This is a genomic window from Mesorhizobium norvegicum (assembly GCF_004919685.1).
In the GTDB taxonomy this organism is placed as follows: Bacteria; Pseudomonadota; Alphaproteobacteria; order Rhizobiales; family Rhizobiaceae; genus Mesorhizobium; species Mesorhizobium norvegicum.
The window spans coordinates 1-11,621 of the sequence record NZ_SMYZ01000045.1; the positions used below are offsets into that span (position 1 = coordinate 1).

The following is an 11,621-nucleotide window of genomic DNA, read 5'->3' on the forward strand; positions in this document are numbered from 1 at the left end:
ACAGCCCGCCGTGCGGGCTGGGCAACACTGCCGTCGAGACGACCGGCGCCAGTGTTGCATGGAACGCATGGTGCCTATGCGGCAACACCCATGTGATTGCCGCTGAAACGCACCTATTTATGTTGCGCTGCACAAATATGGCTGTGCGCCACCCGTGCGCGAAAGGACATGATGATGAGCAACCGCAAGATATTTTCGGCAATCGGCGATTTCTTCACGGTATTCGGCAGCGCCGTGGCCGCTTCACGGGCTGTGGAAGCCGGTCGTAAGCCGCGTGCCAACGACCTGCGCAACCTCGGCGTCGAACCTGCTGCCTTCGATCGGATCGGCCGCCGCTTCTAGAGACTGGCGAGTAGAGCCAGGCGCGTCTGACACGGGAACCTATGGTTCCCGTCGAGCCACCGTTCAAGCCACCGGTTATTTCCGAACGAAGGTAAGATAGGCCGGGCGTCGGCCCTCACGAATGGCCTTCGCCTCGTAACGGGTGCCCGGCCAGCCATCATAGGGCCGGTGCCAGTCCGCCGCCTCCGAAGCCTGCCACGCGAACGCGCCATGCGCGCGGCAATGCAGCAAGGTCCAGTTGACATAGGTGTCGATATCGGACGCGAAGCGGAATTTTGAACCCGGCTTCAACACGCGCGCGAACCGCTCGAGATTGACCGGGCTGACGAAGCGTCGCTTCCAGTGTTTCTTCTTCGGCCAGGGATCGGGATAGAGCAGATCGATGCCGTCGAGCGAGGCTTGCGGCAGCCAGTCGAGCAGCCGGGTGGCGTCGTCGTCATAAACGCGCAGATTGGCGAGCGGCTTCTCCCGCACCGCCATCATCATCTTGGCCATGCCGTTGACGAAGGGCTCGACGCCGATAAAGCCGATCGCGGGCGCCTCGGTCGCGCGATGCAGGAGATGTTCGCCGCCGCCGAAGCCGATCTCGAGGCGAACCGCGCTAACATCGGCTTCAAACAGAGTGCGCAGATCGGCCGGCGGTTCGGCCGTCAGGTCGAGCCGATATTTCCCGAAACCGCTTTCCAGCGCGGCCGCCTGCTGCGGACGCATGGTCTTGCCGCGCCGGCGACCGAAGAAGGCTTCGGTCGCGCGGCTTGGTCTGTCCTTCGGGTCCATGACGGGACTTTGCGGCGCCGCTGTCAGGCGGCGACCGCGTCCTTGAGCGCCTTGGCGAGATCGGTCTTTTCCCAGGAGAAAGACCCGTCGCGGCCGGCCTTGCGGCCGAAATGGCCGTAGGACGACGTCTTGGCATAGATCGGCTTGTTGAGATCGAGATGGCGGCGGATGCCGGACGGCGACAGATCCATCACGGTGCGCAGCGCCTCCTCGAGCTTTGCCTCGTCGACCTTGCCGGTGCCGTGCAGGTCGACATAGACCGACAGCGGCTGGGCAACGCCGATGGCGTAGGAAAGCTGGATGGTGCAGCGGTCGGCGAGTTTCGCCGCCACGACGTTCTTGGCCAGATAGCGCGCCGCATAGGCAGCCGAACGATCGACCTTGGTGGTGTCCTTGCCGGAGAAGGCACCGCCGCCATGTGGTGCGGCACCGCCGTAGGTGTCGACGATGATCTTGCGGCCGGTCAGGCCGGCGTCGCCGTCCGGCCCGCCAATGACGAACTTGCCGGTCGGATTGATGTACCACATGCAGTTGTCGGCGATCTTGAGGTCGCCCAGCGCCTCGCGAATATAGGGTTCGACGACCTTGCGGACCTTCTTCGAATCCCAGCTCGCATCGAGATGCTGCGTGGACAGCACGATCTGCGTCGCCTCGGCGGCCTTGCCGTCGACATAGCGAACGGTGACCTGGCTCTTGGCGTCCGGCCCGAGCTTGCCGGCTTCACCGCTGCCTTCGTGACGGGCGGCAGCCAGCAGTTCGAGAATCTTGTGGCTGTAGTAGATCGGCGCCGGCATCAGATCCGGCGTCTCGCGGCAGGCATAACCGAACATGATGCCCTGGTCGCCGGCACCCTCTTCGCCCTGGCGGTCGGAGGCGTTGTCGACGCCCTGGCCGATATCCGGCGACTGGCCATGCAGCAAGACCTCGATCTTCGCCGTTTTCCAGTGGAAGCCGGCCTGTTCATAGCCGATTTCGCGGATCGCCTTGCGGGCGACCGACTTGAACTTGGCCGGATTGACGACCGGATGCCCGGCGGCATCCTTGAGAATATTGCCGGCCTTGTCCTTCTTCAGCAGCGTCTCGGGGACGCGCACCTCGCCGGCGATGACGACGCGGTTGGTTGTCGCAAGCGTCTCGCAGGCGACACGGACTTTCCACGGGTCCATGCCGGTCTTCTTGGCTTCGCGATAGACCAGATCGACGATCTCGTCGGAGATCCGGTCACAGACTTTGTCGGGATGGCCCTCGGCAACGGATTCCGAGGTAAAGAAGTAGTTCTGCCGCGTCACGGGTGTCCCCTCTTGAAAAACGATCGGCAGGCTGCCGATTTTGGCGCGCCACGTGTTAGCGGGGCGAAGCGCCGCTCGTCAAGCGGTGCTTCGGTTCTGGCATGAATGTCGATGCGTTTATCTTGTGCCACCGGCGGCAAGACGCCGCCGGTCCTGGCGTGATTGCAGATCAGTCGGGATCGTCCGTGGAGAGGGACTTGACCAGGTCTATGATCCTGCGGCGCACCTTGGCGTCGGCGATCTTGACAAAGGCCCGGTTGAGCTGAAGACCTTCAGGGCTGCCGCAGAATTCGACGGCGAAGGCCATCGACGCATCCTCGGCAAATCCACGGCCCGCCACGGGCTCCTGGCCGGGCGCATCCTCGAAAAAGAAGGCGACAGGAACTCCGAGTATGGACGCGATCGCCTGCAGACGGCTGGCGCCGACGCGGTTGGTGCCCTTTTCATATTTCTGAATCTGTTGAAATGTGATGCCGAGGTTTTCTCCCAGCTTTTCCTGGCTCATTCCCAGCATGTTGCGGCGAAGCCGGATGCGACTGCCGACATGGATATCGATCGGATTCGGTTTCTTCTTGTTGTCTTCTGTCATTTTTTCCTCGCCGAATTTTTTCGGCTTTCTCTATTTTTTTCCTGCCCAAACGAAGCCGGAGGCAACTGCCCCAAACAGAATGATCAACCGGCTTCGAGAAATTTCAAGCGCTTACAGTATGAGTTTCTAATGTGTAGGCTGTCAATTCACCCGTAGCCTTTGCCTTACGTTCAACAATGCGGCGGCGATGGCAAACAGCAACATGATCAGCATTCCGTTAATGCGCCGTTGGCCGGGAGATATGACCGCCTGGTCAGAAATCGGGACATGGGCATCGATGGCGCCGCGGGCGTCGATCGCCAGCGCATCGACGATGCGGCCGCGCGGATCAACGACGGCCGAGATGCCGTTGTTGGCAGCACGCAGCAATGGCAATCCATTCTCCACCGCACGGATCTGGGCCTGCCTGAAATGCTGATACGGACCCGGCGTGTCGCCGAACCACGCATCATTGGTAACGTTCACAATAAGCTGTGCTGACGTTGCGTCAACTGCCACCAGATCGGGAAAGATCACCTCATAGCAGATAAATGGCAGTGCGCGGATGCCGTCAGGCAGGGTGATGGCGTGCCGCTCATTGCCGGCCGCAAACGTCATCGGCCCGGCAACCAGTTGTTCGATGCCGAAACGCGCGAGCAGGTCGGAGAAAGGCAGGTATTCGCCGAACGGCACCAGATGAACCTTGTCGACGGCGTCAGTGATTTCACCCTTGTCGTCGATCGCCACCACGGAGTTGTAGTAGCGGCTGTCGGCATTCGCGGCCGAGCCGCCTTCCTCGCGGACGACGCCGGCGATCAGCATCTGGCCGGGTCCCAGCATGTCGCCCAGCGCCGTCAATGCGTCCGGACGCTCGGTGAAGAGGAACGGCACCGAGGTTTCGGGCCACAGGATCAGTTGCGGCTTTTCATGACCGGGGTCCGGCGCCTTGGCCGACAGCCCTATCAAGGTGGCGAAGATGCGGTCGCGCACCGAGGCGTCCCACTTTTCCGACAGGTCCACGGCCGGCTGGACGATGCGGACGTCCAGGCTGCGCGCCGCCGGCTTTTCGGGAGCGGCAAGCCTGATATAGCCGAAGCCGACATGGGCAGCGGCGAGCACGACAAACAGCGCCGCGCCGAGGCGAAGATGCCTGCGCGCGGCCAGCAGCGCCGGCAGCGCGAAAACGAACACCGCGAGCGCGTTCATGCCGATCATGCCGGTCACCGAGACGCTCTGCATCAGCAAAGGCACGGGCATGGCCGCGTAGCCGATGGCATTCCAGGGAAAACCGGTGAACAGGAAGCCGCGCAGCCACTCCATCAGCCCGAAGCCGAAGGCGAGGGCGGCGATGCGGCCGATGTCGTTGCTCCACAGCAGCCGGGCGACCATGGCTGCAAAGCCGTAGAAAAAGGCGAGTGTGAACGGAATGCCGACCACCGCGAAGGGAAGCGCCCAGGCAAAGCTGTCGGCCTCGACCAGCAGGGCCGAGCCGACCCACCAGAGGCCGGCAAGAAAATAGCCGAAGCCGAACCACCAGCCGACGGCGAAGGCCGGCCGCAGGCGCCGGAACAGGCTGGCCGAGGCTTCACCGGTGGCGCCGTCGATCAGCCAGACCAGCAGCGGAAACGAGATGAAACAGGCGGCGAAGAAATCGTAAGGCGCCTGCCCAAGCACCGCCAAGGCGCCTGCGAGAAACGCCACGAGCGCACGCCGCCAACCCCAAAGCAGAATTATCCGGCCGGCCAGGCGCTCCATGCATACTTCCGAGTCGCGCGAATCAGGACGCAAGATTTAACAGGCCGCGGTCCGCGCACCAAACGCCGGATGGCTGGCTGCGATTACAAGCTCCGGCCACCGCCCTACCGGTGCCAGCCGTCGATTTGAACATCCCCCAGCCGCTCGGCCTCCTCGCGCGGGACCGAACGGATGGTCTGCGTGAAGGTCCAGACATGGCCCTCGGGATCGCGCGCCCGATACTGGCGCTCGCCGTAGAACTGATCCGTCGGATCCTGGATTATATCAGCACCGGCCGCCCGAGCCTGCTCGCAATGTGCGTCGATGCTATCCTTCAGTCTGACATAGACCGATTGCGTGTTCTTGCCCGAGACCGAAGCCGGGCTGGCGACATAATCGGCCCATTCGGAATCGACGATGATGTAGCTGTCGCCGAACCGCATCTCGGCGTGGACGAGTCTTCCCTCGGCATCGCTGACCACCATGCTGCGCGCGAAGCCGAAGGCTGATTCAAGCCAGTCCAGCGCGGCACGAGGGTCCTTGTAGAAGACGCCGGAACCCAGGCTTGAGTGCTTGAACGGGTCGTCGACAGTCATCGGGCGAGCGAAACGCTCACGCCTGTTCGGTGCGCGCGGTGGCACGCCGGCGGCGCTCGCCTTTCTGGCTCTGCACGATGCGCACGCGCTTGACGCGGCGCGGATCGGCGTCGAGCACGTGGAACTCGAAGCCGGGTATCGCCTGCACCACCTCGCCGCGGGCCGGAACGCGGCCAAGCGTGTTGAAGATCATGCCGCCGATGGTGTCGACATATTCGCCATGTTCGCCGGCGGCGAAATCCTCGCCGATCATCTTGGCAACGTCGTCGATCTCGGCCTTGCCGTCGACGATGAACACGCCGTCACCGCTCTGGGTGATCATCGGCTCGTCGTCGTCATGCTCGTCTTCGATGTCGCCGACCACCATCTCGACGATGTCCTCCAGCGAGGCAAGGCCGTCGGTGCCGCCATATTCATCGATGACCAGCGCCATCTGCGTGCGCGTCGTCTGCATGCGGCCCATCAGGTCGGAGGCAAGCATAGACGGCGGCACGAACAGCACCGGGCGGATCAGATTGAGGTCGCCAATGGTGCGTGCGAGGTCGACCTGGGCGAGATCGAGAACCGTGGCGGCGGGGGTTTTCCTGGTCGTACGGCCCTTCTTGACGCGCGCGATCTTGGTGATGTGGGCCAGCACGTCACGGATATGGACCATGCCGCGGGGATCGTCGAGCGTCTCGGAATAGACGGGCATGCGCGAATGGCCGGATTGTTCGAAGGTGCCCAGGAGATCGCCGAGCGTCGTCGTGATCTCGACCCCCTGGATGTCGGCGCGCGGCACCATGACGTCCTCGACGCGCACCTCGCGCAGCCGCAGGATGTTGTTGAGCATGGCGCGTTCGCCGGGCGAGAAGGATTCGGCATCGCTCGTCGTCTCGGCAAGCGCGCCGGCAATTTCCTCGCGCAGGCTGGTTCCGCTGCGTTGCCTGAACAGGCCCAAAACGCGGTCGAACAGGGACGGACCGGCGGGCGATGTTTCGCTGGCAGCGCTGCCGGCGCTGGCAGCACCAGAGGTGATGGTACTCGGACTTGATCCCTCTTCCGACGTATCGGAAGCCTTGGTCGCACTGCCGGCGTCGGGGCGGGCGGCAGTCTCTGGTTTGTCGTTCATCGTCGTCCGGTCAATTGTCAGATGTAGTTACGCGTAGGGATCGGGAATGGCAAGCCTCGCGAGCGCTGCGCGTTCGATGGCTTCCATCGCCTCGGCCTCGGCGTCGGTCTCGTGATCGTAGCCCAGCAAGTGCAGCAGGCCATGGATGACGAGATGAGTGATATGGTTCTCGACAGGCTTGTCTTCCAGTGCCGCTTCACGCGCGACCGTCTCGGCGGCGAGCACGATGTCGCCGAGCATCGGCGGCAGCGGGCCGCCTTGCGCAAAAGGAAAAGCCGGGAAAGACAAGACGTTGGTCGGTTTGTCCTTGCCGCGCCAGCCGGCGTTGAGGGTACGGATATGGGCATCGTCGGAAAAAACGAGGCTGAGTTCGGAACGGCCCGCCACACCGGTTTCGGCAAAAGCAGCCGCGACAGCGCGATCGACCAGCCGCGTCAGGCTTGCCTCATCGGGCCAATCGCCGGCTTCAATCGATATATCGATGTCGACGGGAACATTCCCGTCGCCGAATATTATGTCCTCAGGCATGAAGCCGCATCGTCGAAATCAATTCTCGGCGCCGAGGCCGCGCGCCAGTTTGGCGTCCCGGTCGTACGCCCTGACGATTTCCGCCACCAGCGGATGGCGAACCACGTCGCCATCATTGAAGCGCACGGTGACCGCGCCGGCCACGCCGTCCAGCACGCGCAAGGCTTCGACCAGGCCCGATTTGGTGTTCGAGGGAAGGTCGATCTGGGTCGGATCGCCGGTGACGATCATGCGCGAGTTCTCGCCGAGACGGGTCAGGAACATCTTCATCTGCATCGGCGTGGTGTTCTGCGCCTCGTCGAGGATGACGGCGGCGTGCGCCAGCGTGCGGCCGCGCATGAAGGCGAGCGGCGCGATCTCGATCACTTCGGCGGCAATGGCGCGCTCGACCTTGTCGGCCGGCATCATGTCGTAAAGCGCGTCATAGAGCGGCCGCAGATAGGGATCGACCTTTTCCTTCATGTCGCCCGGCAGGAAACCCAGCCGTTCGCCGGCCTCGACCGCCGGCCGCGAGAGAATGATGCGCTCGACCATGCCGCGCTCGAGCAGCATCGCCGCATGCGCGACCGCCAGATAGGTCTTGCCGGTGCCAGCCGGGCCGATGCCGAACACCAGTTCCGACCGTTCCAGCGCCCGCATATAGGCGTCCTGGTTGAGCGAGCGGGCATAGATCGTCTTCTTGCGGGTGGCGATCTGGGCGGCGGAGACCTTGCCCTTGCGCTCCAGCGTCGGCAAGGTCAGCTGATCGTCGGCGGCGATCGCCATGCGCACGGCGCCGTCGACGTCGGACTGGCCGATATCGACGCCCTTCTGGAGAATGCCGTAGAGATTGTCGAGGGCGCGGCGCGCCTGCTCGGCGGCCGACGCCGAGCCCTTGATGGTCAACTGGTTGCCGCGCGAGCGGATGTCGACGCCGAGCTTCTGCTCCAGCCTGGCGAGGTTTTCGTCGAACTGACCGTAAAGGGCGCTGGCAAGCTTGTTGTTGTCGAAAGTCAGAACGATGTGCGCCATGTCAGAAGCCCCAGATGCCGGTACCGGGGGCAGGTTCTTCAGCTCTGCTGCGCTCAACCGTCTCTCCTCATCTGCCGAGACCCCTCAGGCCAATTCGGCGAACAGGCTATTGTAACCTGTCTTCGTGATTCGCACCTGGATAATGTCACCGATTTCGCCGGCCTTTTCATCAACAATAACCGGCTGCAGCCATGGCGAGCGGCCGACCTTCTGGCCAGCCTGACGGCCGGGCTTCTCGATCAGCGTATCGATGGTGCTGCCGACGAGGCTCAGGCCGAAATCCTGCTGCTGCTTCACAAGCAGGGCCTGCAGTCGCTGCAAGCGCTCGTCCTTGACCGTTTCCGGCACATGATCGGGCATTTCGGCGCCCGGCGTGCCGGGACGAGGCGAATATTTGAACGAGAAGGCCGAGGCGTAATTCACCTGGCGCACCAGTTCCATGGTCGCCTCGAAATCCGCTTCTGTCTCACCGGGGAAGCCAACGATAAAATCGCCGGAAAGCGCGATATCAGGCCGGGCAGTGCGGATGCGATCGAGCAGCGCCAGATAATCCTTCGCCGTGTGCCGGCGATTCATCGCCTTGAGGATGCGGTCGGACCCCGATTGCACCGGCAGATGCAGATAGGGCATCAGCGCCGGCAGATCGCGATGGGCGGCGATGAGTTCGTCGTCCATGTCGCGCGGGTGGCTGGTGGTGTAGCGCAGCCGCGCCAGGCCGGGAATTTCGGCGAGCCTGAACAGCAGGCGGCCAAGGCCCCATTCCTCGCCGTTCTCGCCCCGGCCATGCCAGGCATTGACGTTCTGGCCAAGCAGCGTCACTTCGCGCACACCGGCTTCCGCCAGGCGCTCGGCCTCCGCAACAATCTGCGCCACCGGCCGCGAGACTTCGGAGCCTCTGGTGTAAGGCACGACGCAGAAGGTGCAGAACTTGTCGCAACCTTCCTGCACGGTGAGGAAGGCGGTGACGCCGCGCTTGATGACCTCGGCGCGCTTCGGCTGCGGCAGATGCTCGAACTTGTCCTCGATGGCGTAGTCGGTCTCGACGATCTTCTCGCCGCCGCGCACCCGCGCCAGCACATCGGGGAGCCGGTGATAGGTCTGGGGGCCGATGACCAGGTCGACGGCCGGCGAACGGCGGATGATCTCGGCGCCTTCGGCCTGCGCCACGCAGCCGGCAACGCCGACCAGCATCTCGCGGCCGGCCAAGGCACGTTCGGCTTTCATATCGCGGATACGGCCGAGCTCGGAATAGACCTTTTCGGCCGCCTTCTCCCTGATGTGGCAGGTGTTGAGCAGCACCAGATCGGCCTCGCCGATGGCATCGGTGGCGGTGTAGCCGTCGGCGGCCAGCGCATCGGCCATGCGCTGTGAATCATAGACGTTCATCTGGCAGCCATAGGTCTTTATGAAGACCTTCCTGGTCGCTGCCGCCGGCGCGGCCATCCCTTCGGCCGTGGCGGCGATGTCGTCGCTTTCTATCGTGTTCAAGTCCATCCGGCGGCTTCTAACGCCTTTCCGTGACAAAAAACAGACGATTCTCGGCATACGCCTGCAGGCGCATGCCAGGGCTAGCGGCTCGGGCGCGGGTCGGCAAGGGCCGCCTGCATCATCGCGCGCACCTGGCTTTCCATCAATTTCGACGTTTCCTTGCGGTTCGAACCCTTGGAAAAGGCGATCGGCTCGCCGAAATGCATCTCGACGTCGAGGGCACCCTCCGCCAGCAATACCTTGAGATGCGGCATCAAATCCTCATCGCCGATCCAGGCAGCAAGCGGGCGGTGCCGGCGGCCGAGCGGCACGCCGTGCAGGCGGGTGTAGGCGATCGCCACCGGCTGAATGAACACCTGCTCGGCCGCGCCTTCCGAAATAGCCATAGAGGCGGCGCCAAACAGCGTGCTCTTGAACGGCAGGATCATGTTGCCGTCGCCGGTCGAGCCCTCGGCAAACAGCACCATGGCATCGCCCTTGGCCATGCGGCTGGCGATCTCGCTTGCCTGGTCGCCCGACGAACGCTTGCGCTCGCGCTCGATGAACACGGTGCGCTGCAATTTCGACAGCATGCCGATCAGCGGCCAGCCTTCCATATCGGCCCTCGCGATGAACTTCACGTCGGCAAAAGAGCCGAGCACCATGATGTCGGTCCAGGAGATGTGGTTGGACGCCACCAGCAGCGGGCGCTTGTCAGAGAGCGTACCCTTGACATGGATGCGCATACCGAGCGCCCGGATGATCAGCCTGTGCCAGATCTTGAGGATGAAGGTTTCCGGCCACCAGCCGGTCTTCATCGACAGAATCTGCAATGGCACGAGAACCAGTGAGCCGGCGACAACGAGGCCCAGCGCCAGGAAAATCCTGATTTTCTTGATCATCGCCCTACCCCGGCCGTCTCGCTAGCGAAGATCGCGGCGCATGACAAGCGCGCCGGTCGGTCCGTGTTCCGGCGATCTGTAGTAATTGGGCCGCTTGCCGACCTCCCGGAAGCCCAGTCGCCGATAGAGCGCAATCGCCGCGACATTGGTCTCGTCGACCTCGAGGAACAGCGCTTCGGCGCGCTGCGCGTGCAATTCGCGCAACACCGCGTCCATCAATTGCCAGCCCAATCCCTGCCGGCGATGCGACCGCGCCACCGCGACGGTCAGGATCTCGCCTTCGCCGGCCGCGAGCCTCGCCAGCACGAAGCCGACGGGAGGCTTGGCGCCCTGTCCGGTTTCGCGCGCCGCGTAGCCGAAGACGGTGTCCTGTTCGAGCAAGGCGGCGAATTCGCCATCGGTCCAGGGGCGGACAAAGTCCTCGCGATGCAGCAGCGAGACCGCGCGGCTATCGGCGATCCTCAACGGCTCGAGCGCATAGTCCCGGCGGCGTGGTTGGAGAAAAGGTATGCGCATTTATCTTTCGTTTTCTTGTTTGACCATGATCTTTTCCGAAAACCGGCGTCCACTTTTCGGGATCATGGTCTAAGCCTTGATAGAATGAAGCCAGCCTGCGGCTTGGCGTCCGCGCCGCGCAAATAGAGCGGTTTAGGCTTCTCGCTTTCGCCTTTAGCGGCAGCCAGACGGGCATAGGTGACAATATCGGCGGTGGCGCTCTCGGGGCCTATGTTGAAGGCGCGCCCCGCCGATGCTGCGATCTGCGTTGCTGCGGTACCGGCAAGCACCGAAGACCTTTCCGTCGCCATGGCCAGGACGTCAGCCAGTGTGGCCACCGCCGGACCGTAAGTCAAAACCGACATTTCATCGTAAAAAGCCGCGTGGATTTCCTCGCGACCGGCATCGAGCGCCGCCAGCACGGCGCGACCGGGAAATGCCGCTGCTGCTTCAGCGGCCAGCGCCTCGAGCGTCGTCACCCCGATCGCCGGAATCTTCAGCGCCAGCGCCAGGCCACGCGCGGTCGACACGCCGACGCGCAGACCGGTGAAAGAACCGGGGCCGACAGAGACGGCAATGGCGCCAAGACCTGAATAGTCGGTTGCGCTTGCCTTCAGCGCTTCGGCGATGACCGCCATCAGATGCTCGGCATGGCCCTTGCCGAGATCGAGAACCGAACGGCCAAGCTCCCGCTTCGCCACCACGTCATAGACGCAAGCGGCGCAGAGGTTGGCGGCACAGTCGATGGCAAGCAATTTCATGAAGCGACCGGTTCGAGAACAATTCCCTGTGCCCGCCACG

At 63.4% G+C, this 11,621-nt stretch carries 13 protein-coding genes; 1 reads left to right on the forward strand and 12 read right to left on the reverse strand.

Annotated elements, in window-relative coordinates; all coding sequences use genetic code 11:
• The first annotated feature begins 96 nt into the window (after positions 1 to 96).
• On the forward strand, positions 97 to 342 hold the full coding sequence (locus FCU66_RS19105) for a hypothetical protein (protein ID WP_168992002.1): 246 nt from the start codon (positions 97 to 99) through the stop codon (positions 340 to 342).
• Positions 343 to 417: 75 nt separating this feature from the next.
• Here the strand turns inward: FCU66_RS19105 and trmB are convergent, their stop codons facing one another.
• The 12 genes from trmB to tsaB all read right to left on the reverse strand — a co-directional run bounded on the left by trmB (position 418) and on the right by tsaB (position 11,581).
• Positions 418 to 1,119 carry a tRNA (guanine(46)-N(7))-methyltransferase TrmB gene (gene trmB, locus FCU66_RS19110; RefSeq protein ID WP_136619802.1) on the reverse strand — a complete coding sequence of 234 codons (702 nt, stop codon included), beginning with the start codon at positions 1,117 to 1,119 and terminating at the stop codon, positions 418 to 420.
• Positions 1,120 to 1,142: 23 nt separating this feature from the next.
• Positions 1,143 to 2,408: a methionine adenosyltransferase gene (metK, locus tag FCU66_RS19115; protein WP_136619803.1), complete on the reverse strand. Its 1,266-nt coding sequence runs from the start codon at positions 2,406 to 2,408 to the stop codon at positions 1,143 to 1,145.
• Positions 2,409 to 2,577: 169 nt separating this feature from the next.
• On the reverse strand, positions 2,578 to 2,997 hold the full coding sequence (locus FCU66_RS19120) for a helix-turn-helix domain-containing protein (RefSeq protein ID WP_023811410.1): 420 nt from the start codon (positions 2,995 to 2,997) through the stop codon (positions 2,578 to 2,580).
• A 141-nt stretch (positions 2,998 to 3,138) separates the two neighbouring features.
• Complete coding sequence (lnt, locus tag FCU66_RS19125; RefSeq protein WP_136619804.1) at positions 3,139 to 4,731, reverse strand: apolipoprotein N-acyltransferase; 1,593 nt, start codon at positions 4,729 to 4,731, stop codon at positions 3,139 to 3,141.
• 104 nt (positions 4,732 to 4,835) lie between these two features.
• Positions 4,836 to 5,306, reverse strand: a complete 471-nt coding sequence (locus tag FCU66_RS19130) for a VOC family protein (RefSeq protein ID WP_136619805.1) — start codon at positions 5,304 to 5,306, stop codon at positions 4,836 to 4,838.
• Positions 5,307 to 5,322: 16 nt separating this feature from the next.
• Positions 5,323 to 6,417: a hemolysin family protein gene (locus tag FCU66_RS19135; RefSeq protein ID WP_136619806.1), complete on the reverse strand. Its 1,095-nt coding sequence runs from the start codon at positions 6,415 to 6,417 to the stop codon at positions 5,323 to 5,325.
• 27 nt (positions 6,418 to 6,444) lie between these two features.
• Positions 6,445 to 6,945: an rRNA maturation RNase YbeY gene (ybeY, locus tag FCU66_RS19140; RefSeq protein ID WP_136619807.1), complete on the reverse strand. Its 501-nt coding sequence runs from the start codon at positions 6,943 to 6,945 to the stop codon at positions 6,445 to 6,447.
• An 18-nt stretch (positions 6,946 to 6,963) separates the two neighbouring features.
• A complete protein-coding gene (locus tag FCU66_RS19145) occupies positions 6,964 to 7,956 on the reverse strand; it encodes a PhoH family protein (protein ID WP_023758127.1) in 993 nt (330 codons plus the stop codon).
• Positions 7,957 to 8,040: 84 nt separating this feature from the next.
• Positions 8,041 to 9,450 carry a tRNA (N6-isopentenyl adenosine(37)-C2)-methylthiotransferase MiaB gene (miaB, locus tag FCU66_RS19150; RefSeq protein ID WP_136619808.1) on the reverse strand — a complete coding sequence of 470 codons (1,410 nt, stop codon included), beginning with the start codon at positions 9,448 to 9,450 and terminating at the stop codon, positions 8,041 to 8,043.
• Between the two features lie 74 nt (positions 9,451 to 9,524).
• Positions 9,525 to 10,325, reverse strand: a complete 801-nt coding sequence (gene olsA / locus FCU66_RS19155) for a lyso-ornithine lipid O-acyltransferase (RefSeq protein ID WP_136619809.1) — start codon at positions 10,323 to 10,325, stop codon at positions 9,525 to 9,527.
• A gap of 21 nt (positions 10,326 to 10,346) precedes the next feature.
• Positions 10,347 to 10,841 (reverse strand): ribosomal protein S18-alanine N-acetyltransferase, encoded by a 495-nt coding sequence (gene rimI, locus FCU66_RS19160; protein ID WP_136619810.1) that lies wholly within the window; start codon positions 10,839 to 10,841, stop codon positions 10,347 to 10,349.
• A 62-nt stretch (positions 10,842 to 10,903) separates the two neighbouring features.
• Positions 10,904 to 11,581 carry a tRNA (adenosine(37)-N6)-threonylcarbamoyltransferase complex dimerization subunit type 1 TsaB gene (tsaB, locus tag FCU66_RS19165; protein ID WP_136619811.1) on the reverse strand — a complete coding sequence of 226 codons (678 nt, stop codon included), beginning with the start codon at positions 11,579 to 11,581 and terminating at the stop codon, positions 10,904 to 10,906.
• Between the last annotated feature and the right edge of the window lie 40 nt (positions 11,582 to 11,621).